This window comes from Sphingobacterium sp. UBA3519, from assembly GCF_002377215.1.
In the GTDB taxonomy this organism is placed as follows: domain Bacteria; phylum Bacteroidota; class Bacteroidia; order Sphingobacteriales; family Sphingobacteriaceae; genus Sphingobacterium; species Sphingobacterium multivorum.
This window is the reverse complement of the sequence record NZ_DFPI01000006.1, coordinates 100162-125903: the sequence shown is the minus strand read 5'-3', so window position 1 is coordinate 125903 and position 25742 is coordinate 100162. Positions and strand designations below refer to the sequence as shown.

The window sequence follows — 25742 nt, the reverse complement described above, 5'->3', positions numbered from 1 at the left end:
GATTTTTTTTATATAAAAGTCAAATTGATGATCTTTTTACATAAACGACAATTTTAGATACATATTTTTTATTTACCTTTACCGCTCGAATTGCTACGTGTTTGTTCAGCATAAGACGTGTTTTACGACACATTAATTTGAAATAGACATCATTTAAATGGCTAAAAAACTTCAGACTTTTTTTCTAGAATTCGCAAACATTCACCGTTTTTTGCTACGGTTTTGGCGCGAATTGGTAACTCCACCATATGAATTTAAAGAAATTGTCCGCCAGTGCTACGAAATAGGCTACAAATCTTTGCCCTTGATCAGTTTAACGGGGTTTATTGTTGGATTTGTTTTTACAAAACAATCGCGTCCTTCTTTGGAAGAATTCGGGGCGACTTCGATGTTGCCTTCGCTTATTTCGATTGCTATTGTTCGTGCTCTTGCACCGCTGGTGACAGCTTTAATTGCTTCGGGTAAAGTGGGCTCGCAAATTGGTGCGGAACTAAGTTCGATGAATGTCACGGAGCAAATCGATGCCATGGAAGTTTCGGGAACTAACCCATATAAGTATCTTATTGTAAGTAGAATATTAGCTACAACTATTGGAATTCCTGTACTATGTTTTTATGTAGCGGGTATAGGTCTTTTAGGCGGTTACCTAAGTATGATGAGTAAAGACGACTTAAGCTTTTTGAGTTTTTTTACGCAGGTATTTGAGACGATAGCATTTAAGGATTTAGGTGCTATGGTTTTGCGTGCGGTTATATTTGGTTTTACCATTGGAGCTGTAAGTTGTTATTGCGGTTATTTTTCTTCAAAGGGGACTGAAGGTGTGGGTAAGGCAGCCAATGCAGCCGTTGTCGCTTCGATGTTCCTTGTATTTATTGAGGAAATAATTATTGTTCAAGTTTTATCGTTCTTTGGATAGCGAGCTATGGAAAAGATTAAATCAACCATCGACCATTCGAAGCCGGTCATTGAAATTAGGGATGTTAGCAAGTCTTTCGGTGATAATCACGTCCTACGTGGTGTCAACCTGGATTTATATAAAGAAGAAAATCTCGTTGTGCTTGGACGTTCTGGAACGGGGAAATCAGTGTTGATCAAATTGATTTCTGGTTTATTAAGACCGGATGAGGGGACGATCAATGTTTTGGGAGAGTCAGTTCTTGAATTAAATGATCGCGAACTGCGTGAATTACGCTTAAAAATAGGGTTTTCTTTTCAGAATAGTGCACTTTATGACAGTATGACTGTGCGCGAAAATTTGGAATTTCCATTGGTTCGAAATAAACGCAACTTAACACGTTCGGAGATCAACCACGCTGTAGAAGAGGTTTTGGATGGAGTAGGGCTTTCGCAAGCTATCAATCAGATGCCATCGGAGTTGTCGGGTGGACAACGTAAGCGAATTGGTATAGCGCGCACACTGATTCTTAGACCTGAAATCATGATGTACGATGAACCAACAGCAGGACTAGATCCGATCACTTGTTTGGAGATTAATGGATTGATTAATGAGGTTCAGGAGAGGTATAAAACAGCATCAATTATTATTACGCATGATTTAGCTTGTGCGAAAGAGGTGGGAGACCGTATCGTGATGTTGTTGGATGGCAAGTTTGAAAGACAGGGGTCTTTTGAAGAGATTTTTGATACAGATGACGCACGTGTAAGAGCGTTTTATAATTATAATTTTATTCTATAATATACATGAGTAAGGCAGAAAATAAAAGAGCAATCATTGTCGGTATTTTTGTTTTTTTAGGCGTATTGATTCTTTTAGCGGGTATTTTTATTTTGGGTAGCCAGCAAAAGAAATTTACTAGAAATATCGAAATTACGACTTCATTTCCCGATGTCGCTGGATTGAAAGTGGGAAGTAATGTGTGGTTTTCTGGGGTTAAGGTAGGGATCATTAAGAATATACATTTTAAAAGTGTGCAGGATGTTGAGGTGGTTTTGACAATCGAGGAGAAATCTGCCGAATATATTCGTAAAGATGCCGTAACAAAATTGGGCTCGGATGGTTTGATTGGGAACAAGATCGTAGTGATTTCTGGAGGGTCGCAAAATGCGCCAACAGTGGAGACAGGTGATTTCTTGCGTTCGGCGAAGACTGCGGACATGGAAGCAATGATGGAAACATTGCAGGTAAATAATGAAAACTTAGCAAAGATTACTACTGACTTTGTAGAAATATCCCGTGGATTGGCGGACGGAAAAGGAATGGTTGGAGCGATGTTGACCGATACTTCTATGGTTAATACATTGCGTGCTACGTTATTGTCAATCAGTGCTGCAATGAATAATGCGAATAAAGCATCTGCTAATTTGGTTACCTTGACAAACTCTTTAAATAGCAATAAGGGCTTGATTCATGATTTAACGACTGATACCGCTATATTCTCTAACCTGCGTCAGTCTGCAGCGCAGTTGCAAGGAGTTTCTCAGACAGCAAATGCATTGATAAACAATTTGAATAATGCTTCAAGTCGATTGAATGATAAAGATAATGCGGTGGGTGTGTTATTGAATGACCCGGCATCGGCAAATCAAATTAAATCGGCAATCAATAATTTAAATTCGAGCACATCCAAACTGGACGAGAATATGGAGGCATTGCAGCATAATTTCTTGTTGCGTGGTTTCTTTAAAAAGAAGATGAAGGAGGATGCGAAAAAAGCTGAGTTGCTTAAAGCGGACACTGCAAAGTAAGTTGTGTTAAAAAAGAACATAAGGAAAGGCTGTACGCTTGCGTAGGGCCTTTTTTAATAAATAATAGCACCATTATGGGATCCAACTGAACAGGTCTTAATACTGTATAGCATTTGGATAACCCTTTTATATTTGAAAGAAATGAATCACAGCGAAATAACCGATAAAGACGTCATTTACGAAGACAATCATCTCATCGCTATAAATAAGAAAGCCGGGGATATTGTGCAGGTGGATGAAACAGGAGACCTATCTTTAGAAGATATGGTGAAAGTATATTTGAAAAAGAAATATGATAAGCCAAATGAAGCATTTGTTGGTGTTATTCATCGATTAGATAGACCTGTTAGTGGTATGATTTTGTTCGCCAAAACAAGCAAGGCGCTAGAGCGAATGAATAAATTTTTTCAGGATAGACATGTGAAAAAGACCTATTTGGCAATCGTTAGACAGCGTCCGCGAAAAACTGAGGGGAAACTTATCAATTGGTTGGTTCGGAATAGACAAACAAGGGTAACAAAGGCCTTTCCACGCGAGGTGAAAGGCGGAAGTTATGCCGAGTTGGATTATACATTGGTGGGTGAGTTGAATGGATTCTATTTGCTGCGCGTAGAGCCTTTAACAGGTCGTACACATCAGATTCGTGCGCAACTTGCAGCGATGGGATGTCCTATTGTTGGTGATAATAAGTATGGATATCCAAGAGGCAGTTCTTTGGGCAGTATTTGTTTACATTCTCGTTCATTGGCCTTTACGCATCCAATAAAAAAGGATAGGATGGAATTGATCGCTTCTTTGCCGAAAGATGGCTTCTGGGATAAATTTGAATCTTTGGCACGCTAATCGTTAAAATTTCAGTACCTTTGTGCTATGAAATGGTTTAAATATTTACTCCTAATATTTACCTTAAGCTGCTCGGCTGTGTCTGTTTCGTACGGACAGTGTGCGATGTGTACATTGAACGCTGAGAATTCTACGAAGGAAGGAAATATGCAGGGAAGAGGTCTGAATGACGGTATTTTGTTTCTATTGGTAATACCTTATCTAGCCGCGGCGGGCCTTGGTTATTTATGGTATAAAAAATACCGCAAGAAGAACCCTGTAACAAAGAAATTTTTAAACGAAATAAAATAGATTCTTAATGCCCACATCCAAATTCCATGCAATGATACATTCCAAATGTCCGAAGTGTCATATTGGTAATGTATTTGTAGGAAAGGTATACAGTTTACACAAGCAGCATATGAATGATACTTGCCCTTATTGTGGTGTCAAGTACGAGGTTGAGCCGGGGTATTTCTATGCTGCCATGTATGTGAGTTATGCTTTGTCTGTCGCTGAGATTGTTACTGTATCTGTTGCTATCGCAATTTTGACAGGAAGCGAGTCTCCTTGGTCTTATCTGATTGGTCTAGCTGTAACCATTTTGGTCTTCGCACCTTTTAATTTTAGATATGCCCGTTTGATTTTACTTCATTTTTTAACGCCAAAAATCAGTTATGATCCGCGCTATGAATTGGCGGCAGAGATAGGTGAAAAGAATAATAAGAACCTTGAAGAAGATGGTAACGATATTAATGAAATAAAAAAATAAAAGAGCTCCACAGAGCTCTTTTATTTTTTTAGATACTTCATGGTACTGTCGAAAAGGAACACCTTGTCTTTATATACTTCCGAAATGAGTTGTTGTAATGGAATTAGATGCACTTGCTGAAAATCTGCTATATGGTCTTCTGTAGGGAGTATAACTTGAATGCAGTAGGTCATACCTTCGTGTGGAGACTGTAGCATTTCCAGAAAATGCACTTGAAATTTTTGGGATTGCACGATATTATCCTGAATCCATGAAACGACCTCTTGATGGATTGTTTCTTCTGCTATAACGGAGACATTGTATAAAAACATATGCAAAAATAGGCTATTTTTCTGCGATAAAAAAGATTCTAAAGGACAGAACCGAGATAAGTTTGAATATTACATTTAATTACTATATCTTGTAAAAATAAGGTTGCATTTCATGCAATTCCGTATTTAATTGCAATATTTGGAATAAATGATAAGGATGTATTTGGGATTATGAGGATGAAATTTTGGATAGGTTTGTTTTTTTCTGCCATGATCATGTTGGGGTGTCAACGACATAGTGTTGATCTTATTCCAATAAATCAATTTTTTTCTACACCTGAAAAATCAAATTTTAAGATTTCTCCAAATGGTCGATTTATCGCTTACATTGGCTTAGATAATCATTGCAAAAATATCTATTTAATAGATTTGATCAATAAGGATAGTTCCAAACAGCTTACGTATCAAAATGATATTAATGTAAAATCCTTCGCTTGGAACAATGATTCAAAAATTTCCTTTTTGACGGAACAATCTTCGCAGGACAGTTTACGTTTATATGCTGTGGACATCAACACAGAAAAGATTTGGCCATTGATTAAACCGGTACGAGGTCGGTTTCGATGGATTCATGCTATGGCGACCGGAGGTGATAGTTTTATAGCGGGAATCAACGATAGAGACTCTTCTTTTTTTGACCTTTATCGTATCTATTTAGACGGGAGGCCTCGGGAATTGGTTTTACAGAATCCGGGAAATATGAGCTCCTGGGTTGTATCTAATGATGGGCAGGTACGATTGGCTGTGGCCAACGATTCTGTACAGCAATCTGTGCTCTATAGAAGTTCAGAAAAAGAACCATTTAAAGAGATTATACGATGTGATGTTGAAAGTAGTTTTACTCCACTGGGTTATAAGGATAGTTCAAATGCCATCATTTATGCTTTATCCAATATAGACAGGGATAAACTGGCCTTGGTAAGTTATGATTTAGTAAACCAAAAAGAGCTGGGCGAGCTATATAGTCATAAAGATGTTGACGTGAGCCCTGGGGGGTATTTCACTGAACAGAATAAGCTGTTATTTGTCAATTATAGCACATCAAGACAGAACAGACATTTTTTTGATGAGGCTACCAAAAAGAAATATGATCAATTGTCGAAGCAGATTGATGGCTTTGAGTTTCAGGTATTGAATACTGATATTTCGGGGAACAAGGTCATTATCAAAACCTATACGGACGTAAACCCGGGCGGGATTTATTTCTATGATTTTTCGACTCAAAAATTAACGAAGCTAACAGATAATAATTCCGATCTAAAAGACAAAGAACTTTCTCCAAATGAGTATATCACTTATACGGCGAGAGATGGCATTCAGATTTCGGGTTATTTAACTTATCCCATTCATTCCAATCGCAAAAATCTGCCTATGGTTGTATTGCCCCATGATGGACCTAACGGACGGGAGGTTTGGGGATTCGATAACGAAGCGCAGTTTTTGGCGAACAGGGGTTATTTGGTTTTTCAGATGAACTATAGGGGATCGACCGGTTTTGGTAAGAAGTTTTGGACTGCGGGATTTAAGGAATGGGGCGGGAAGATTCAGGATGATATTACTGATGGAGTAAAATGGTTGATTAAAGAAGGAATTGCTGATCGGGAACGTGTCGCTATTGTAGGGAAAGGTTTCGGAGGCTATTCGGCGCTACACGCTGCTTGTTTTAATTCTGATCTTTATAAATGTGCCGTGTCTTATTCCGGCTATACCAATCTGTTCACTTACTTTAGAGATATACCGCCATATTTTAAATCGTATGTGCAGAAAATGTATCAAGTAGTTGGGAATCCGATTCGGGAGGCTGAGCTATTTAAAAATATTTCACCTGTATTTCATTCGGATAAAGTAAAGATACCGGTGCTATTGGTACAGGGAGGAAAGGATCGGTTTAGTTCGGTAACAGATGCAAATCAATTTGTACAGAAATTAAAGAATAATAATATTCCCGTACAATACATCCTAAAAGAGGACGAGGATAGAACTTTTAAACGGGACGAGAATGTCTTTGGTTACTATAATGAGTTGGAGCGATTTTTGGCGAAATATCTTGTAGACTAAGGGCGGGAGATTATGAAAGCAGAGAAATATAGCTATCGAAAAAATTACGGATTATTGTTGATGTTTTTCATCGTGATTAGTGGTCTGTATATATTTGCCCTTTTTCTTTCGCGTAATTATACAGAATCGCATATTAAGAACGAATTTACCAATCGGAAATCGGAGATATTTGATCAAACCTTAGTCCCTTTCAATGATTTTTTTCAGAATAGAATTCCTGAAGTATCTTTTTATCAAGGTTTTTTGGATTCAGTCCAGGCGGGAAAATATGCATATAGTATATTAAGTTCCTACCCATTCGTTAGAGAAATTGGTTTTTTTGATTTACAATTTAATAATGATCATAACTTGAACTATGGTTTTATTGTTAATAACCTTAGAATTCAACCGAAAACCATTACTTTTTTTACCGTTTCCAGGTCTGGCCTGAATAAAAATACGATTCGGGATCGAGGGCAGATGGGCTTGCATTCCGAAGAGATTAATAATATTGGTGTGAAGCTGGCAACTTATATCGATAAATTGCAACCGAATGCCAAGCTTTCTGATAAGGATATTCTGAAGGTTTTTTATACCATAAGACCTGGACAGATTACCTATCTGAATATTCCAAGGGTCAACGACTTAATAGTCTATAAGTCTATTATGGAAGGTAATTTGGATCATACTGTCGGATATGAACAGGATATGTTCAATTTTCAGATTGATCCAATGTATCTGGAAGTAAAAAATAGTTATTCAAATCTTTATGAGAAAGTAGAAATAGTGCCACTGGTTGGTGCTCCGATCACGCCGGAAAATGACGAGATTTCAACGGAGATGCCGTTACCTGGAGCCTTAGCAGACTACAAACTTCTTTTTAGGTCGAGTAAAAGTTTTCTGTCAAAAGAGATAAATCGCAGTTTTTGGCCGGTATTGGGAGGGGTATCCCTGATTTATATTATTTTGATTGCAATATTATATTTAATTTATAGAAATTTAGAAATTAACGGAAGACTTTTTAAATTGCAGTACGATTTCATCAATAATCTTACCCACGAGTTTAAGACGCCTGTGAGTGTTATTAAAATTGCTGGAAATAATATTAAGAGTGCGCAGGTACTCTCTGATGAAGAGCGGAAAATGTATGGAAATATATTAGATCAGGAGGCAGACCGATTAAATAACTTGATGAATAAGCTGTTGTCTTTTAGTCAGATCGAAAATAAAACCATAAAATTAAATAAAGAAGAAGTTGATTTGGAGGAATTTACCGAAAATCTAGTAGCTTCGTCAAGAATAAAATATGCGGATTTCAAGATTAGCACAAAAATTGATGTAAGGACATCAATGCTTGCAGATCCGGTACTGTTAAGTAGTGTGTTTCAAAATATGATCGATAATGCCTATAAATATTCGAAAGCGGGGCATAAAATCTTAGATATTGCGATACAACAAAACAAGAAGAATTTTGTTATCACTTTTAAGGATGAAGGAATAGGTATTGAGAAGGCAGAGTTTAACAACATCTTCAAAAAGTTTTATAGAATAAAAAGTCAATATAATCAGCAAGGAAGTATCGGTTTGGGCTTGGCTTTCTGTAAAGAGATTACCGAATTTATAGGCGGTGATATTACAGTAAAAAGTCAATTGGGACAGGGGACCACCTTTACCTTGGTATTTCCGGTTTAAAAAATAAATTTAAATATGAATAAAGACATCACTGTTGCTGTTATTGAAGATGATGAGAACTTACGGTTCTTGGTAAAACATCGATTGGAATCCGAAGGCTATCAGGTCATTCAGAGTGGAAATGGGAATGAAGCGGAAAGTTTGATCTTGGAAAAGAGACCCGATGTGGTTTTGTTGGATTGGATGCTTCCAGGAAAAGAAGGCAACGAAATCTGTGAAGATGTCCGTAAAGCCGGGTTTGAGAATATCATTATCATGATGACAGCGAAGTCTCAAGATGTGGACAAAATTGAAGCCTATAGCTTTGGTGTGACTGATTACATTAGTAAGCCATTCAATATGGATGTGCTTATTGCTATGATCGATAATAAGGTGAAATTTTTCTTACCTAAGAACAGTCCCGAAGTATATAAATTTGGGCAAACGGAACATCATCCGAATATTCATTCCTTAATACGTGACGGAAGGAAAGTTGAGTTGACCATTTTGGAAAACCGAATTTTGCTTCATTTTTTACAAAACTTAGGCCGGGAGATTACACGCGAGGAGTTAATGGAGGTTGTCTGGGGTTATAGCTCCAATGTCAACACACGTACTTTGGATATGCATGTGGTTCGTTTAAGGAAAAAGATCGAAACAAATCCAGATAAGCCACATTATCTACAAACAGTTCGGGGGCTGGGGTATAAATTTGTTGATGAGGAAGAGATTTAATTTTATTTAACGGGTAAGAATTTGTTTTGTTGAAAACAATTATTATCTTCGTATAGATTCAAAGCAAGACCATGTTTCCTGACGAGGGAAATATGGTCTTGTTTCTTTTTTAAAAAGTAGAAAATAAGAAAAAAGATAAAATTATGGCAGAAGTAACTTATTTTACGGAAGAAGGATTGCGTAAGCTTAAAGAAGAATTGGCTTATCTGAAGACGGAAGGAAGGTCTAAAATTGCCAATGCTATTGCAGAGGCTAGAGACAAAGGAGATTTGTCAGAAAATGCAGAGTATGATGCAGCTAAAGAAGCTCAGGGGCTTCACGAAGCTAAAATTGCCAATTTGGAGAATACATTGGCGACTGCACGTTTAATTGATGAGTCCAAATTGGATACATCTAAAGTTTTGGCCTTATCGATTGTTAAGATCAAGAACAAAAAGAATGGTGCTGAAATGACTTATCAATTGGTGGCGGAGTCAGAAGCAGATTTGAAGTCGGGCAAGATTTCAGTTAAATCTCCTATTGCCCAGGGTTTGTTGGGAAAATCGAAAGGTGATACAGCTGTTATTGAAGTGCCTGCCGGTAAAATTGAATTCGAGATCGTAGAGATTTCAAGATAATATATGTCGGTTATGTGCGGTATGCCATAACCGCACATCCACAAATTAACTTTATATTAAGAAGGTCGTGATATAGTAATCGCGACCTTTTTTGTTTATATTTGTTGGCAGTAGAAAAACAGGGTGTGATAAAATCTGCAGTTAAATTTTTAATTGCTAACATACCGAAGGCTTTGCATTTTAAAGTCTGTTTTTTGCTAATTATTGTTTAAAAGATTTATTCCAAGATTAGAATAATATGTCGACAATTTTTTCAAAAATCGTTGCTGGGGAGATCCCAGCTTACAAAGTTGCAGAAAGTAATGATTTTCTAGCTTTTTTGGATATCAGTCCATTGGCTAAGGGGCACGTTCTTGTGATCCCTAAGAAAGAGACCGATTACATTTTTGATATAGAAGATGATGAATATATGGCGCTTTGGGTCTTTGCTAAGATTGTTGCTCAAGGTATTAAAAAGGTAATTCCCTGTGTAAAAGTTGGTGTTGCAGTTGTTGGTTTAGAAGTGGCTCACGCACATATACATTTGGTGCCTATTAATAAAATTAGTGATTTAAACTTTGCTGGACCTAAATTGAGCTTGGCAGAGGACGAACTTCATGAAATTGCGACTACTATTCGCGAGTCTATCGTCAGTATAACTGCTCAAAATCAATAATTAGAAAGGATTATATTACACTTGATTTACGTTCGTTTTTTAGAAGAATGCTATATTTGTACCTTGTCGTTTCAAATTTGTACAGAGATAAGCGTGGAAGTTGTTCTAAAAAAGGAACGCAACATTGATTTTTACTAAAGGTTATGCATGAACTCTTGTTGTCATTTCAACAATTATTAAACCCGGAGGAGCTATTGAGTTCAGGAGGGTTTTATCTGGTTATCTTAATTGTATTTGCTGAGACGGGCCTATTTTTTGGATTTTTTCTACCTGGGGATTATTTATTATTTCTTGCAGGATTATTTTGCGCGCTAAATAAAATTGACGTTAATATATACACGCTTTGTTTGGGCTTGTTTATAGCGGGAGTGTTAGGGAATTTTACAGGGTATTGGTTTGGTTATCGAGCGGGGCCGATGCTGTTTAAGCGAAAAGATAGTTTCATCTTTAAGCGAAAATATGTGGTCATGGCCGAAGAATTTTACCATAAATATGGTGGAACTGCTTTAATTATAGGAAGATTTGTTCCAATAGTTCGTACTTTTGCACCTATCTTTGCAGGTGTTGTAAAATTAGATTTTAAGAAGTTCGTTCTGTATAATGTTGCAGGAGCTGCCATTTGGGTACTTGTATTGACCCTGTCTGGATATTTCCTTGGTATTGAGTTCCCTTGGATTATACATTATGTAGAATATGTTGTCGTTGGTATGATTGTGATCGCATTTTTACCAATTGCAATAACGTTGTTAAAAAAGCGTATAAAAGATAAAAGAAACAAACAAAATATACAGTAAAATAAAAAATGAGTAAACAAAACCCTTGGCACATGGTTTCTCCAGGTGAGAATGTTCCAAATGCCGTAAATGCTATCATTGAGATTACAAACGGATCCAAAGGAAAGTATGAATTAGACAAAGAAACTGGTTTGTTGCTTTTGGACAGAGTAATGAGTTCATCTGTCGTTTATCCTGCCAATTATGGTTTTATCCCACAGACTTATTGCGATGACAAAGATCCTTTGGATATTTTGGTCATTTGTTCAGTGGATATTTTACCATTAACATTGGTTGAAGCACAGGTCATTGGTGTGATGAATATGGTTGATGGTGGAGAACAAGATGATAAAATTATTGCGGTCGCTAAAAATGATCCCGTTTTTAATTACATTAAAGATATTGATCAGTTACCTCCGCATACCATGAAGGAGATTGTACAGTTCTTTGAGAGTTATAAAGCACTTGAAAAGAAGCATGTCATTGTTGAGGGTGTAAAAGGACGTGAAGAAGCACAAAGAATCTTGATCGAGGCTATCGATTTGTACAAAAAAGAATTTGTTAACAAATAACCCCAAGCATGGCGCTCGATATATTTTGGACATTGTTTTTAGTATTGGCCAACGGCTTTTTTGTCGCGGCAGAATTTGCTATTGTCAAGGTCCGAGTCTCCCAAATTGAAGTTCAGGCAAAAACAGGTAGCAAAGTTGCTACAATAGCCAAAAGTATAACGGAGCATTTGGATGGTTATTTGGCCGCTACACAATTGGGTATTACACTTTCTTCACTGGCCTTAGGTTGGGTAGGAGAGGCTGTAATGACCCAAATTGTGCAGGGGGTACTAGGTTTTTTCGGTGTTGAATTGACAGGTACAATCGCGACGAATGCAGGTCATATATTGGCTTTTACGATTATTACCGTGTTACACATTGTATTTGGAGAGCTCGCTCCTAAATCAATTGCGATTCAAAAACCTGTTGCAACAACAATGAAAATTGCGGTTCCACTGCAATTTTTCTACTTTATCTTTAGACCATTTATTTGGATTTTAAATGGTTTCGCTAATTTTCTGTTGAAGATTTTAGGATTTGAAGTTACTAAAGGGGAATCTGCGCACTCTTCTGAAGAGTTGCAATATCTTTTGGATAAAGGTAAAGAGTCTGGTGCTTTGGATATTTCTGAGCACGAGTTGATCAAAAATGTATTTGATTTTAACGAACGTATCGTTAAGAATATTATGGTACCTCGTACCAAAATTGTGGCTGTGGAGGTCACGGCTGATGCCTCTGAGCTGATAGAAACCATGACTGAAGAAGGGTACTCTCGTCTGCCAATTTATGAGGATAATATTGATCAAATCGTTGGTATTGTCCATACGAAAGATATTTTACCCCTCTTAGCTAAAGGAAAAGAGGTTGTCATGAGAAATATCATGCGCAAACCTTATTTCATTCCTGAGACGAAGAAGATCAATGATCTAATGGCTGAGTTCCAGCAAAAGCGTCTACAGTTAGCGATTGTATTGGATGAATTTGGTGGAACTGCGGGTATGGTTACCCTGGAAGATATTGTTGAGGAACTTGTTGGTGAGATTCAGGATGAATACGATGAGGAAACTCCAGTTGTCGAACGTATCTCGGAAACGGAATATATGGTCGATGCAGGCGCTAGTATTCATGATGTGAATGAATTTCTCCCGATAGAATTACCCGAGAGTCAGGATTACGATACGATGTCCGGTCTGGTGAGCGAAATCTTTGATAAGATTCCTGAAGTCGGTGAGCGTAAAGAAGAATATGGTTACGTATTCACTATTATCCGTAAGGCCCAGCAGAACATAGAGTTTGTCAAATTGGAATTGGTCGAATCGGCCGATGATGATACAGAAGAATAAAACAATAACGAAAGCACATGCAGTTATTTTTTACACCGGATTTAAACCCTTCATTAGAAAATTTTATCCTTAGTGAAGAAGAAAGTAAACATGCTATTCGTGTGCTTCGTATGGATACTGGTGATCGTTTACATCTCATCGATGGTCGTGGTGGTTTGTACGAAGCTCAAATTATTGACCCTCACCCCAAACGTACTGTTATCACGATCTTAAATGTTGAGGAGGAGTTTCAGCGGCCAAAATATCATTTGCATATTGCTGTTGGTCCAACGAAGAATATTGATCGCATCGAATGGTTTTTGGAAAAGGCGACTGAGGTTGGAATTCAAGAAATAACTCCAGTTATCTGTGAGCATTCTGAGCGAAAAGAGGTGAAATTAGATCGTCTAAATAAGGTGGTTGTTGCAGCGATGAAACAATCGTTGAAAGCCTATCTTCCGAAGCTAAATCCAGCAGTATCGTTTAAACAGTTTTTGAGGGAAATCCCAAAAGAAGGTGTTCAAAAGGCAATTGCACACTGTGTTGACGCTGAAAAGAAGTATTTAAACCAGGTTTTGGAGCCAGACCAGCATTATATTATCCTCATTGGTCCGGAAGGAGATTTCTCTGAAGAGGAAATTGATTTGGCACTACAGATGGGGTTTCATCCGATTTCGTTGGGAGAAGCGCGTTTAAGAACCGAAACGGCTGCTTTAGCAGCTTGTATGGAAGTTTCCCTGCTGAATAGAGGATAGGGGATAAAAGACGGACCCTGGCCCACTAAATGGGCTGTGAGAGATCTGCAAAGCCCATTTAATGGTTTAATAATAGACGCTAGTTTATTTTATTGGTTCTGCATCTACAATCTGGATTTCAGCATTTCCTTTAAGCGGATCTTTGGTAAAGATCATTTTCCCTTTTAATTTAATCGGATCTTCAGAGAATTTTATTGCATTGCCCTTTAATGTTACTTCAACCATTGGTGGTATTCCGTTGGATCCACAGAATTGGCATTGCATCACGGGTAATACAGACATCATAAAGTTTTTATGATTACGACCACTATGAAGAGGAACCATATAACCTGGTAATTCAACAATTTTATTTTCAAGCGCTTTAAGTTCTTTTGGGTAGAAAGGAGTATATACTTTCTTTGCCCCATTATAAGTTACTTTATAAGCCATTTTATCAATTGCTTCCCAAGTTTTGTTCATCATAGGTGTATGATCGGGAACATCCGGATTATTGCCTATTTGGGCTTGGGACTGTATGGTACAGAATAATATAAATAAGAATACTGTCAGTGTTTTTTTCATGTGTTATGCTATTGTTATGTATCGAGTGTTATGTATCGAGAAGCTGTTCGAATGTATTTTCCGTTTTCCTGCCTAGAGGATAAGCTGCTCTTCTTATTGCGATCTTTTGTCGTTGTGTAATCTTAGTTAAACTTATTTATTTGATAGTGTTCCAGAAATACTTGTCCTGTAGGCCTTGATCGCCGGAATAAGTGCTGCGAAGATACCTATTAGACAAGCAACAAACAAGAAAATCAGTTCTTTAGGATGAAGTGTAAAAGCCTCTATAAAATCGGCGCTTTGACTTGTCTGATTACTGATATAGTAAAGCGCTAGATGTGCCATTATAAGCCCAATTAACCCACCAAGAATCGTAATGATTAGTCCTTCAAGAAGCACAATGGCAAAGAGTTTTCCTTTGGAGGCTCCAAGCGTACGCATGATGGCAAGATCGTATTTACGTTGCTTTAATGCGTTATATAAATTAATAAAGACGCTTAAACCTGCAATAAACATAATTACATAAGCGAGTATCGATAAAGAATCTATCCCTACGCCTAATAACGAGAATAGACGAGTGCTTTCCATGGCGGGAGATGCGGCCTGCATGTCTGTTTGCTGATCAATCAATTTTGGCAAAATTCCGATCGCTGCAGGAGATTGATATTTTAGTAGAATGGCGGTTATTTCCAGTCCATTCTGTTTTACCATGTCGGCACCTATTGACTTCACAAACATGCCTTCCTCTGCGTGCTCATGATGGTCTTCCTGCTCCTGATGTTCTTTTTCGTTCGTTTGGGCTGGAGCAGATGAATTTTCTGCTATATCTTCACCATGATGGTGCAGATGTGCTTTGAGGGTTTCCTCCCGGTCTTCTTGGCGTTCCCGTAATTCTTTCTCTACTGCTGTTTCTTGATGCTCATGTTTATGTGCAATGCCATGTACATCCCAAACACTTTCTAAGTTGGTTAGTATTAAGTTATCGGTAACGTTATTGTTATGTTTTAGAATACCAACAATGGTAAACGGATGTTCGTCATGATGATGTCCATCTTTGCTCAAGCCATGTGAACTATGGATCTGATCGCCAATTTTGAGCTGTTGTTTTTTGGCAACTTGATCACCAATGACTACTTCAAAATTATTTTGCCAAATATGGCCTTCAGCTATTGAGGTTTCATAAATAGCAAAGAACGATGAATCAGTTCCAACAATGCGGTGACCTTTAAAATTGTCGCCTAAAGATAAGGGGACAGCAAGCCGAACAAGTGGATTTTGGCGTAGTGGCTCCAGTTCGCCTAGTGGGATATTACCGGTTGGATTGTCGATATGATAAACACTGGACAAGATTAACTGAAGTGGGCTTCCCTTGGCTCCGACGACCAAATCAATATTTTTACTGTTATTGTCAAGCTGCTTTTCAAAAGTTTCTCCGGTAATTGAAAGCACGGCAAGGATGGAAATTCCAAACGCCGTTAACAGCATGCTGAGAAAGACCGAGCCAAACTGCCTACTTAAATTTTTCCAAACCAATTGTATCGTGTTCATAACAAATTTTAAAAACTAAAGGTGACGCGTAAATAAAGTAAAACAATTATTTTAAAAGGTACATTTTGGAGAACTGATCTTTTATTCTCTTGTCGTGTGTTGTTATCAGTAAAGTTGATCCTGCAGTGTCAGCTATCGATAGGAGAAGTTCTAATACCCTGTAGGTATTATTATCGTCCAAAGCGGCAGTAGGTTCGTCAGCAATTAATAAGGCTGGTTTATTGATGACGCTACGTGCAATAGCGGCGCGTTGTAACTGGCCGCGACTCAATTCGTTCGGATAGGCAGCACTTTTTTGATCTAATTGCAGTTGCGTCAATATGAAATGTATTGCATTAAGGTCTATTCTTTTCCCTGCTAAAGACTGTGCCAACTTGATGTTTTCCAAAAGTGTTAAATTTCTTAGGAGGTGAGCTTCTTGGAATATAAATCCGATATATTGCGCACGAAACTGATCCAATTTGCTGTTTGATAATAAGGATAGGTCTTGGTTATTTATTTTGACTAGACCTGTCTCTGGTCGTGACAAACCTCCTAATATATTAAGTAACGTTGTTTTTCCAGAACCCGAATCCCCTAATAACAGCGTATGCTGACCTTTCTCGATGTGAATATCTGGAAATTCAATTGGCGTTGAATTAGGATACTGAAATGATAACTGTGTAGTCGATACGATTGGAGTGCTCATGCGGATCAGAAATTGAAAATATATTCAAACTTAGATAAATTGCTTTTTATATGCAATATAATTGCAATTATATTGCATATAAAAAGCAATTTACTGCGGTGAGTTAACAGCTGCAATGGAAGATGATTGTTCGCTTTCAACTAGCAGTACCAGGTCGCTATGTAAACCCGTTACATGGCATTCATTAAGGTATAAATTAGAAAAATAACCTATTGTGTTAATAAATTAAGTGCTTAATAATTTTATTACACTTCTTTAATATAATCTCTTTGGAGACTGCCCAAATACTACGCAAATCGGCCATAAACAGCCTTTTTTACTGAAAATCGAGGAAAACTGGCTATAGGTAACATTAAATTAACAGCTGATTGATGTAATGGTAATTTGTTGTTAATGTTAATCTAATATTCTGCTAATAGCTTTGCAGAAACAAAAAACAAATAAATTGGAACCACAATTACAACTTAGAAGAATCGCTGCAGTCGTAACGCTAGCAGTAGCTGCGTCAACAACAGTTTATGCACAAAGTAGTGGGAAGTTAATGGGGACTATTACGAATAGTAAAACTGGTGAAACAATCACTGGTGTAACTGTGCGTATTTTAGGAACATCAAGGGGCGGAAGCTCTGATGTATCCGGAAAGTACAGTATTCCAGCTTTACCGGCAGGTAAATATACTGTAGAATATATTTACATTGGTTACTCGACAAAGCAAGTTACCGAGGTTGAGATTAAAGCGAATGATTTGACCAATTTAGATATCGTTCTTGATAATTCAGGAGGACAGGTGTTAGATCAAGTTGTGGTTACAGGATCTTTTAAGAAAGAGTCTATCGGTGCATTATATTCGCAACAAAAAAATAGCGCATTGATTTCTGATGGTATTTCAAGTGAGCAGATCAGAAGATCGCCAGATAAAAATACATCCGAAGCATTACGTCGTGTCAGTGGTACGACAATTCAAGATAATAAGTTTGTCATTGTTCGCGGTTTGAGTGACCGCTATAATGTTGCTATGATGGATGGCTCGGTATTACCAAGTACAGAAGCCAATCGTCGCGCATTTTCATTTGATATTATTCCTTCGAATCTTATTGATAAAATTACGATCTCAAAAACAGCTACTCCAGATTTACCAGCGGATTTTGCAGGGGGAGCTGTACAGATTACAACAAAAGATATTCCTGATCAAAATTTTGTCTCTTTCGGCTTGGGATATGGTTATAATACTGCGTCGACATTTAAAGATTTTTTACAAACTAAAAAGAACGTTCAAAATTATTTAGGTTTTGATGATGGATCAAGTCAGTTGGCTAAGAACTATCCTTCGCGAGAAGCATTCGCTGCTGGTCTGTCGCAAAAGTGGCAACGTTTAACGATGAAATCATTGTCGAATGATTTTTCAGTTGAAAATAAGAAGGCCCTTCCTTCACAAGCTTATCAATTTTCTTTGGGTCGAGTAAAGCAATATGAGAATAACAATAAATTTGGTGCGCTATTTTCTGTTAATTATCGGAATTCCCAAAATATTTTGTCAAATATTGAACGTAACTGGTATCAATACGATTACAAAGACAATCAATATAAGTTTACAACGAATTTGGGAGCAATGGCTAATTTCGGTTATTCTTTTGGAAAGAATAAAATCTCCTGGAAAAATTTATATAATCGAAATTATGATAACGTGTATACTGAGCGGACAGGAACACATCTTGGAACGACATCAGTAAATAAATTCTATGCTTTTGATATTTTGCAAAAATCATTGTTCAAGTCAACCTTGGAAGGCGATCATGTACTTTCGGATCTAAATGATAGAATTAAATGGACAGCATCATATAGCAACATTAAAAACAATCAACCGAATCAGATGAAAATCAATTATGCAAAAGCGATTGATAAAGAAAATGATTCTACAGTTCCTTATTTGGCTAATATTACCAGTCCTAGTAAAGAGAATACGCGTTTGTTTTCTGATCTTAATGAAAATGTTTTCTCTGGTGAGTTAAACTATGCTAGACCAATAAATTTTTTATCTGCACCAAGTACATTGAAAGTTGGTGCTGGAGCGAATTATCGTCATCGTGATTTTGATGCGCGTTTTGTTGGCCTTGTCTTAGATGTAATTAAGATGGATTCAAAATTAGCTGATCAAATACGTGAACTTTCTCCAGATAAAATATTTGCTGCAGATTTGATCGATAAAAACTACTTTAAATATGATGAAATCCAAATGCCTGGTGACTTCTATACTGCAAAATCAATGACAGGATTTGGGTACGCGATGATGGACCAAAAGTTTATGGATAAGTTTCGCATAGTCTATGGTTTGCGTGTTGAAAATTATAATGTTCAAATTGACACAGACAAAAAGGATGTTGATGATACAAAACTAGACTTTTTGCCGTCAATTAATATGACTTATAGTTTAAATAGTAAGACAAATCTTAGGGCTTCCTATTATCGAACAATTGCTCGTCCTGAATTACGAGAATTAGCACCATTTAGTTATTATGATTACGAGCAATTCGGAACTATTTCCGGGAATACAAAACTAAAACGAAGCGCAATCAATAATGCGGATTTGAGATTTGAAATATATCCCAAAGCTGGCGAAATCTTTTCGGTCTCTGCATTCTATAAACAGTTTACAGATGCTATTGAAGCATCTCGCTATGATGTAAATTCGACAGTTGATGTTTCCTATTTCAATACACCGAAAGCAACCTTATATGGAGCTGAGTTAGAGGCAAGAAAGAAATTGGATTTTGTCAGTGAAAATCAACTGTTTTCTAACACAACCGCATATTTAAATCTTTCTTATGTGCATTCGAAGGTGACTAATCCGACTGATCAGGACTATAAAGAGAAAACTCGACCTATGGTTGGACAATCACCTTATACTATCAATGCAGGATTGCAACATAGCGCATTGGGTAATAAATTGAATGTTAATGTTCTTTTTAACCGCATTGGTAAGCGAATAGCGCAAGCAGGAGGAATCACATTTGCGAGCGCTTACGAAGCACCTCGTAATGTATTAGATGCACAAGTCGGCTACAAATTGATGAAGAATAAAGCAGAGGTAAAAGTCAATTTGGGTGATATTTTGAATAATCCTGTAAACGTATATTTTGATAATAAAGCTAAGGAAATTCTATATCGTTATAAGACTGGTGGAAATTATTCAGTATCATTTAATTATACATTTTAATAGTAATATAAACTTAATATTACTTTAAATATAAGGACATATCTAAAGTATTTTTTTGTATCAAGATTTTTAAAACTTAAAAAATGAAAAAAAGATTCTTATTCTTATCCCTGTCAGCATTATTATTGGCTGGAGCTTGTAAAGAAACAACAATTACGGATAATGGAGGTGGAACAGAAACTCCAACAAATCCTGGAAATGAGAATGTCGTAGAAATCTCAGGCGAGATAACTAGTAATACAACTTGGACATCAAATAAAATCTATGTTTTAAAAGGATTCGTATATGTCAGTAACGGTGCCACTTTAACGATTGAACCAGGAACTATTATTAAAGGAGATAAAGCTTCAAAAGCAACATTGACAATTACACGAGGTTCAAAAATTAATGCAACAGGTACAGCTGATAAGCCTATTGTATTTACATCTAATTTAGCTGCGGGAGCTCGTTCTCAGGGAGATTGGGGGGGAGTAATCCTTTTAGGTAAAGCGCCAGTTAACCAAGGTACCGATGTTAAGATCGAAGGTGGTCTTGCTGCACCGACAGGTAAGGATGAAAAAAATTATATTTATTATGGCGGTTCTGATGCTGCAGATAACTCTGGTGTAATGAAATATGTCCGTATCGAATATGGCGGTATCGCGTATTCTGTAGATAATGAAATTAATGGATTGACAATGGGTGGTGTTGGAAATGGTACAACATTGGAATATATTCAGATCTATCGCTCAGGCGATGACGCCTTTGAATGGTTTGGCGGAACAGTAAATGCGAAGCATCTTTTAGCTGTAGGTACTTGGGATGATGATTTTGATACAGATTTTGGGTATTCTGGTAATGTTCAATTTGCATTAGCACAACGTGTACCTACTGTTGCAGATCAATCAGGCTCTAATGGTTTTGAATCTGATAACAACGCTACAGGGACCGACCAAACTCCAAAAACTTCTGCTGTATTTTCTAACGTGACAATTCTAGGCCCAATTCAAAAGGCTGGAGGATCTTTTAATGCGAACTTCCAACATGGTGCTCAAGTGCGTCGGAACTCTTCTATCAGCATTTTAAACTCCGTTATTTCAGGCTTTCCTTTGGCTGGATTATATGTTGATGATACAAAGGTAATCACAGCAAATTCGACTTCGAATAATTTCTTAAGTGGAAATGCAGTTTTTGAAAATAATTTGGTATATGGTTCTAAAGACGCTGATTTAAAAGTTAGCTCAGCTACAAATGCTGCGGCTGTCTCTACACTTATACGTGCTAAAAATGTTTTCGAAAATGGTAAATATGCATCTGAACTGTTCGTAGCCCCTTATAACTTTGGTTCAGATTTTTCAAATACAAGCAACACTCCAAATTTCCAAGTGTTATCTGGATCCGCTGCTGCTAGTGGAGCAAGTTTTACCAATGCTAAGGTGTCGGGAAGTTTCTTTGAGAAGGTGGCTTATAAAGGTGCTTTTGGTACGACGGATTGGACAAGTGGTTGGGCTCATTATGATCCACAGAACTTGGCATATACCACTCCTGGAAAAGTAAAATAATTATAGTTTAGTAAATAGATGAAAAATCCCGCCTTGGCGGGATTTTTTATGTAGCATATATTTTAAATAATTCGTTAAATAGTCAAATAAAATAAATTCTAAATTATGAAACGAACAATCTATTTGGTTTTAATGGGTGCTTTCCTCCTTTTTGGGTGTAAAAAATCGAATGATATCAATGATCCTTCAACTTCTGGACTTAAAGTAGAAATAAAAGGAATTTCTGGTTGGGGCGAATTTGTAAATATTACTGTCGATCAAAATAAGACAGAGGTAAAGTATCCCGCTGGAACCACTGGCAATCCTCAAACTGTAAAAGATAAAAGCTACAAAACCAGTGAAGACACTTTTAGAAAGTTATCGTCATATGTCGAAACGTATGATTTAATGAACACCAAAATTGACGAGTGTGCACGTTGTGTAGATGGAGCAGACTATGTGATTACAGTAAAATCCGAAGGTAAAAAAAATACGGTAACAATTGCAGGGCAGCGTACAGATGGGAAATATACAGATGTACTTGATTTTATAAGCAAACTTTAGAACATATAAAGCTTACTTGATGATATATTTTCTACCGTAAGCTTTGATTCTACTGAAATTTTAGGATAGCGATGTAAAATTCCGATTATCAATTAGAATACCAACAGAGTAAACTTGTTGATATTTTAATTAATTCCGTGGGACCTTTGAAAAGGGCTGTCTCATCTCGGATCGTAGTGATATACAATCTGATAAGACTGATTTTTAAGCTCTTCAGACAATTGACCTATATCCAGTGTTTGCGCTTGAGGAGTAGGCTCACAGACAGAATAATATTTTCCATTGTACAAAATAGCATCACCGATAGGATGTTCAAATTGGACGGCCATCGTTACATGGGTGGGATAGAGCAGGGTGATCATCGGTAGATTGTAGATTTCCTTTACCAGGTAAAAAAACAAGGCAACACGATCGTCACAGTCACTGTATTTATTCAATAGCGTTTGTTCTGCAGAAAGACGTTTCTCGGTCCCGAAATTCTCTTCGTCATTTTCATACAAGAATGCATAGCGGGTGAACCGCATTAAATAATCGACACCTTCCTGCTGATTTTTTCCTTTTAAATTTTCCTTGAGCGCAGGAATCAGTGATTGATAAGTCTCTTTGCTAAGTGGAATATTGAAATAAGTTTCAAAATCTACGCCAGGATAGTTTTTAAAAAGATCACTGATATCTTCATTCAACTTGACATTAAAATGGTAGGCTTTATGTCCATAATTGAACTCAATTTGCTTCTCCTTATAATTTGCGGGTACAAAATCAGGTAATTTTGTGATTTTGTAACTGAAATCTTCGATAGCTTCTGGTACTTTAATTTTAACAGGAATATAGGTGTCTGCGCGTTGAAAGAGCTTTCCATAGTCATGGAAGTTTAAACAGGTGTATTTCTTGCCATCAATTTCAAAAAAGGGAATATCAGAGATATCTTCTTTGTTCTGAATGAAAAATATGATCTGATTACTACCCACAGCCAAACGAGCATCATAACCAGATTTACACATTAAAAACCATTTATATAATGTGTAGCGGGTGTAATTTTCCGTTTTGGGAGCAATCTGTTGTGCGGTGCGGCGAATCAGCTGATAATATACCCAATCATTTAGATGATGTTCATCTTTGTATTCGAGAAGGCTATTTATAAGCTGTATGTAATTAGTTTGATCAGCTATTTGATAGAATTTTTGTATGTGAGCTATTGTTAGGCTGTCATTGAATGGAATATTAAAGGACGATGGAATATCAATAGATACTTTGCCATCATAAAAATCGAAATCATGATGCTGCGCCCTAACGAGTTTTGGACTGTAGGTTAACCAAAATAAAATGGTTAAAAACGCAATATAGTATCCTTTGATATTCAATTATTAACAAATTGATAACATTAATGTAATGTAAATTTAACAAATTGTAGTTGCTTTTTATACCGATTATTGAATAATGTTTTTGGGATTGCAATAAGTCTGTTATTTCTACTAAATATTGTGGATATGATTCATTTGTGAGTGTTTTTTACTAAAACATCAAAATACATTAGTATGCTTTCTGATTTTGGCTGGAAGCTATATTTTGGACGGGAGGAAAATAAAGAGAATTTAATCAATTTGTTAAATAGTCTGCTTGAGGGAGAGCATGTGGTCGAGGATCTCAGTTACAGCAATGTTGAAGAAGACGGCGATTTGCCGTATGATCGGAAAGTGATTTTTGACCGTGGGGTAAGCTATACCTCCCGAACGATTAGTCGCTTGACCAAGAAAGCAACTGCGGGAAATAATTATGAGCTGCCACCGGTATATTTTATTGCCGTACTGGGGTTTCGGCTTGATCCATTGAACAGGGCGAAATATTATTACAGTGCCAAGATCTTTGATGAACTTGACCAAGAAGTTCTTTATCCCAAGCTGAGCTATAAGATGTTTGTCTTGCCCAATTTCATTAAGCCACTGTCCAGGTTGGATACAATCATAGATCAATGGATGTACCTGATGAAGCATCTGGATGAGCTGGACGGATCATCTAAGTATTTGGATAAAAGAATGTTATCGCGTATTTTCATCCGACTTAATAATATGTATAAAGCGGATGAGAGATCGCTAAATTTCTTTCGTATTGAAATTTAGCTTAGTTTTGCTATAGGAGAACTGGCAAATTTAACGCTGGAAGAGAAGATGTCATACATATCAAGCTTAGAACAGAAACGTGTCTATAATGCTACAATTGCGTATGCTGAAAAGGAGGGTATGGAGAAAGGCCGATTGGAAGAGCGTGCCAAAGCCGAAGCTGAGAAATTAGCTGAAAAGCTTAAATCAGCGTTAGAATTTAAGAAAATTGTTGTAGCTGTAGAAGATATTGCTAAAGCTTTAAGACTGACTGTCGAACAGGTGGAGGAGCTGAAATAGGATTTTTTGCTTATAAAATATTATAGAGCCATTCTTTAGAGGATGGCTTTTTCGTTTGATACAGATGGTCTGAATAATCTTGGATTGTATCATGTTGATTTCATTTAGTTTTTCAAAAACGCATTGCATCTTCAATAACATTAAAAAGAGCATTATTAAACATTTCGGTCATCGATGATAAAAGATGGTGTTTTCAGCCGGCCTACGTGGACATTATAGCCAATATAGCTTTCCCGAATAAAAAAGGGCCGCGCTGGTAACATGATTTTCCTAATCGATCAGCTTGAGCGTCTTTAAATTTTCCAACTGCCGCATTTACTTTATTCGTAAATTTCTGGACTTTATCAAGATCAACGTCTTGCAGATCAACGCCGTGTGCTGGATAAGAATCCAGCGACACTTACTACGATTGAAGATTCATGATTTTATAAATTTTCACCTTGCTTTTAAGAATCTAATTTTATTGAGTCATAATCTTCATTAAAAAACTCTGGAAAGGAATAACCAATGGCATTTAGATGTTTAATGAAAACCTTTAGTGTCATGTTGGACGATCCCGCTTCGATTTTTCCGTATTGAGCTCTGTCAAGATTGTAATCATAAGCAAAGTTCTCATGACTAGAATAGCCCATGGTTTTTCTTATTTGCTTGAAACGCAGGCCAATTAGTTTTTGTTCAACATCAAGAACTAGTATATTATTATTGTTTTTATGTTCCATTCTATAAAAGAACGGAAGCTGTAGGTAAAACACCACTCCATAAAACGATACGTTTTATTTGGAGTTATTTAAATGATTTTATATATTTGTGGTGGTTAAATATAATTATCTGAATTTAATGGTAAAAAATAAAAAGTAGGAATTAAACTAAACTTAATAGCGAACTCTCGTAGCAGGATCTGGCGATTATTGTGATATGGAGGGTGAGTAATGCGTCAATTTATCCTATCTTTGGAAAATATTCCTAGGGTAGGATGGCGCTTGCTTGATCTTTGGCATCACCCATTATTTTTTAATAATGGTACTGAAAGTTATTTCCTAGGGTAATGAGTAAAGGTTCCGCCAGAGCCTCTGCTGCTACGACAAGCAAGTAGTCATCCATTTTTGACTATTTCTTTGAGTTCGTTTTAATTTGACGAATTATGAGAAATAAAATCAAAAAAATAAAGCACCAATTAACATTACAAAAATGTGATTTTATCGGTGCTTTTGTTTTTCGGAAGCAATTACAAAAAAACATCATCACAGCTCCCGAATAGCTCGGCTGGCTCTGCCAAATACTATTTGGTCTCTTTTAGTCATTGATCGCGTAACGCCAATATATTTACCTGTGTGACCCCTCATTCAAACGCGATCTGGCTTACTGAATTAATTAAATTATTGTCAAACTGACCTGAGTATGATCAGGCCTCAAAAAAGCTGATTTCGATCGGAAAGGGGATCTTATGTACTTTGGGTTACGGATTTACAAACTGAAAAATGAAAAGGATTTTGGTGCTACAATTTGCTTTTGATTGGATGATTTACGATGTCCACAAGGTCGATT

The 25742-nt window shown here is 36.9% G+C and carries 26 protein-coding genes; 20 read left to right on the top strand and 6 right to left on the bottom strand.

The window, feature by feature from the left end:
* Window positions 1-157 precede the first annotated feature (157 nt).
* The 6 genes from B3297_RS02570 (at window position 158) to B3297_RS02545 (ending at window position 4300) form a co-directional block, all read left to right on the top strand.
* On the top strand, window positions 158-916 hold the full coding sequence (locus B3297_RS02570) for an MlaE family ABC transporter permease (RefSeq protein ID WP_075991659.1): 759 nt from the start codon (window positions 158-160) through the stop codon (window positions 914-916).
* Window positions 917-922: 6 nt separating this feature from the next.
* Window positions 923-1696, top strand: coding sequence for an ABC transporter ATP-binding protein (locus B3297_RS02565; RefSeq protein WP_120336563.1), 774 nt, complete (start codon window positions 923-925; stop codon window positions 1694-1696).
* Window positions 1697-1701: 5 nt separating this feature from the next.
* Entirely contained in the window at window positions 1702-2706 is a 1005-nt protein-coding gene (locus B3297_RS02560) for an MlaD family protein (RefSeq protein WP_070567326.1), read from the top strand.
* 141 nt (window positions 2707-2847) lie between these two features.
* Window positions 2848-3549 carry an RluA family pseudouridine synthase gene (locus B3297_RS02555; RefSeq protein WP_075991661.1) on the top strand — a complete coding sequence of 234 codons (702 nt, stop codon included), beginning with the start codon at window positions 2848-2850 and terminating at the stop codon, window positions 3547-3549.
* 27 nt (window positions 3550-3576) lie between these two features.
* Complete coding sequence (locus tag B3297_RS02550) at window positions 3577-3840, top strand: hypothetical protein (RefSeq protein WP_070567322.1); 264 nt, start codon at window positions 3577-3579, stop codon at window positions 3838-3840.
* A 109-nt stretch (window positions 3841-3949) separates the two neighbouring features.
* Complete coding sequence (locus tag B3297_RS02545; RefSeq protein WP_075991662.1) at window positions 3950-4300, top strand: DUF983 domain-containing protein; 351 nt, start codon at window positions 3950-3952, stop codon at window positions 4298-4300.
* Window positions 4301-4320: 20 nt separating this feature from the next.
* On the opposite strand, the gene B3297_RS02540 is transcribed toward B3297_RS02545, so the two are convergent.
* Window positions 4321-4611, bottom strand: a complete 291-nt coding sequence (locus B3297_RS02540) for a DUF4286 family protein (protein ID WP_070567317.1) — start codon at window positions 4609-4611, stop codon at window positions 4321-4323.
* 177 nt (window positions 4612-4788) lie between these two features.
* Here B3297_RS02540 and B3297_RS02535 point away from each other — a divergent pair, with 177 nt between their 5' ends.
* The 9 genes from B3297_RS02535 (at window position 4789) to B3297_RS02495 (ending at window position 13727) form a co-directional block, all read left to right on the top strand.
* Window positions 4789-6669 carry an alpha/beta hydrolase family protein gene (locus B3297_RS02535; protein WP_112374257.1) on the top strand — a complete coding sequence of 627 codons (1881 nt, stop codon included), beginning with the start codon at window positions 4789-4791 and terminating at the stop codon, window positions 6667-6669.
* Between the two features lie 12 nt (window positions 6670-6681).
* Complete coding sequence (locus tag B3297_RS02530) at window positions 6682-8340, top strand: sensor histidine kinase (RefSeq protein WP_088160664.1); 1659 nt, start codon at window positions 6682-6684, stop codon at window positions 8338-8340.
* Between the two features lie 15 nt (window positions 8341-8355).
* A complete protein-coding gene (locus B3297_RS02525; protein WP_046674214.1) occupies window positions 8356-9054 on the top strand; it encodes a response regulator transcription factor in 699 nt (232 codons plus the stop codon).
* A 143-nt stretch (window positions 9055-9197) separates the two neighbouring features.
* Window positions 9198-9671, top strand: coding sequence for a transcription elongation factor GreA (gene greA, locus B3297_RS02520; protein WP_046674213.1), 474 nt, complete (start codon window positions 9198-9200; stop codon window positions 9669-9671).
* A gap of 238 nt (window positions 9672-9909) precedes the next feature.
* Window positions 9910-10326: an HIT family protein gene (locus B3297_RS02515; protein ID WP_075991665.1), complete on the top strand. Its 417-nt coding sequence runs from the start codon at window positions 9910-9912 to the stop codon at window positions 10324-10326.
* Between the two features lie 143 nt (window positions 10327-10469).
* Window positions 10470-11120 carry a DedA family protein gene (locus tag B3297_RS02510; RefSeq protein ID WP_075991666.1) on the top strand — a complete coding sequence of 217 codons (651 nt, stop codon included), beginning with the start codon at window positions 10470-10472 and terminating at the stop codon, window positions 11118-11120.
* Between the two features lie 8 nt (window positions 11121-11128).
* Window positions 11129-11671 carry an inorganic diphosphatase gene (locus tag B3297_RS02505; RefSeq protein ID WP_075991667.1) on the top strand — a complete coding sequence of 181 codons (543 nt, stop codon included), beginning with the start codon at window positions 11129-11131 and terminating at the stop codon, window positions 11669-11671.
* An 8-nt stretch (window positions 11672-11679) separates the two neighbouring features.
* On the top strand, window positions 11680-12993 hold the full coding sequence (locus B3297_RS02500) for a hemolysin family protein (protein ID WP_088160665.1): 1314 nt from the start codon (window positions 11680-11682) through the stop codon (window positions 12991-12993).
* A gap of 17 nt (window positions 12994-13010) precedes the next feature.
* Window positions 13011-13727: a 16S rRNA (uracil(1498)-N(3))-methyltransferase gene (locus B3297_RS02495; protein WP_112374256.1), complete on the top strand. Its 717-nt coding sequence runs from the start codon at window positions 13011-13013 to the stop codon at window positions 13725-13727.
* An 84-nt stretch (window positions 13728-13811) separates the two neighbouring features.
* Here B3297_RS02495 and B3297_RS02490 read toward each other — a convergent pair whose 3' ends face one another.
* The 3 genes from B3297_RS02490 to B3297_RS02480 form a co-directional block, all read right to left on the bottom strand.
* On the bottom strand, window positions 13812-14288 hold the full coding sequence (locus tag B3297_RS02490; RefSeq protein ID WP_070567302.1) for a hypothetical protein: 477 nt from the start codon (window positions 14286-14288) through the stop codon (window positions 13812-13814).
* 132 nt (window positions 14289-14420) lie between these two features.
* Window positions 14421-15815, bottom strand: a complete 1395-nt coding sequence (locus B3297_RS02485) for an ABC transporter permease (protein ID WP_286778376.1) — start codon at window positions 15813-15815, stop codon at window positions 14421-14423.
* Between the two features lie 46 nt (window positions 15816-15861).
* Complete coding sequence (locus tag B3297_RS02480; RefSeq protein WP_286778375.1) at window positions 15862-16503, bottom strand: ABC transporter ATP-binding protein; 642 nt, start codon at window positions 16501-16503, stop codon at window positions 15862-15864.
* Between the two features lie 445 nt (window positions 16504-16948).
* On the opposite strand from B3297_RS02480, the gene B3297_RS02475 reads away from it, so the two are divergent.
* From B3297_RS02475 to B3297_RS02465, 3 genes are all read left to right on the top strand, one after another.
* On the top strand, window positions 16949-19717 hold the full coding sequence (locus tag B3297_RS02475) for a TonB-dependent receptor (RefSeq protein WP_286778374.1): 2769 nt from the start codon (window positions 16949-16951) through the stop codon (window positions 19715-19717).
* An 83-nt stretch (window positions 19718-19800) separates the two neighbouring features.
* Window positions 19801-21258 carry a hypothetical protein gene (locus B3297_RS02470; RefSeq protein ID WP_070567296.1) on the top strand — a complete coding sequence of 486 codons (1458 nt, stop codon included), beginning with the start codon at window positions 19801-19803 and terminating at the stop codon, window positions 21256-21258.
* Window positions 21259-21363: 105 nt separating this feature from the next.
* Window positions 21364-21801: a hypothetical protein gene (locus tag B3297_RS02465; protein WP_115047617.1), complete on the top strand. Its 438-nt coding sequence runs from the start codon at window positions 21364-21366 to the stop codon at window positions 21799-21801.
* Between the two features lie 161 nt (window positions 21802-21962).
* Here B3297_RS02465 and B3297_RS02460 read toward each other — a convergent pair whose 3' ends face one another.
* A complete protein-coding gene (locus B3297_RS02460) occupies window positions 21963-23162 on the bottom strand; it encodes a hypothetical protein (RefSeq protein WP_236560145.1) in 1200 nt (399 codons plus the stop codon).
* A 174-nt stretch (window positions 23163-23336) separates the two neighbouring features.
* On the opposite strand from B3297_RS02460, the gene B3297_RS02455 reads away from it, so the two are divergent.
* Window positions 23337-23918 (top strand): PD-(D/E)XK nuclease family transposase, encoded by a 582-nt coding sequence (locus tag B3297_RS02455; protein WP_115047619.1) that lies wholly within the window; start codon window positions 23337-23339, stop codon window positions 23916-23918.
* A 48-nt stretch (window positions 23919-23966) separates the two neighbouring features.
* Window positions 23967-24197, top strand: coding sequence for a hypothetical protein (locus tag B3297_RS02450; RefSeq protein ID WP_070567291.1), 231 nt, complete (start codon window positions 23967-23969; stop codon window positions 24195-24197).
* 446 nt (window positions 24198-24643) lie between these two features.
* Here the strand turns inward: B3297_RS02450 and B3297_RS02445 are convergent, their stop codons facing one another.
* Window positions 24644-24916: a helix-turn-helix transcriptional regulator gene (locus B3297_RS02445; RefSeq protein ID WP_070567287.1), complete on the bottom strand. Its 273-nt coding sequence runs from the start codon at window positions 24914-24916 to the stop codon at window positions 24644-24646.
* Window positions 24917-25742: the final 826 nt, after the last annotated feature.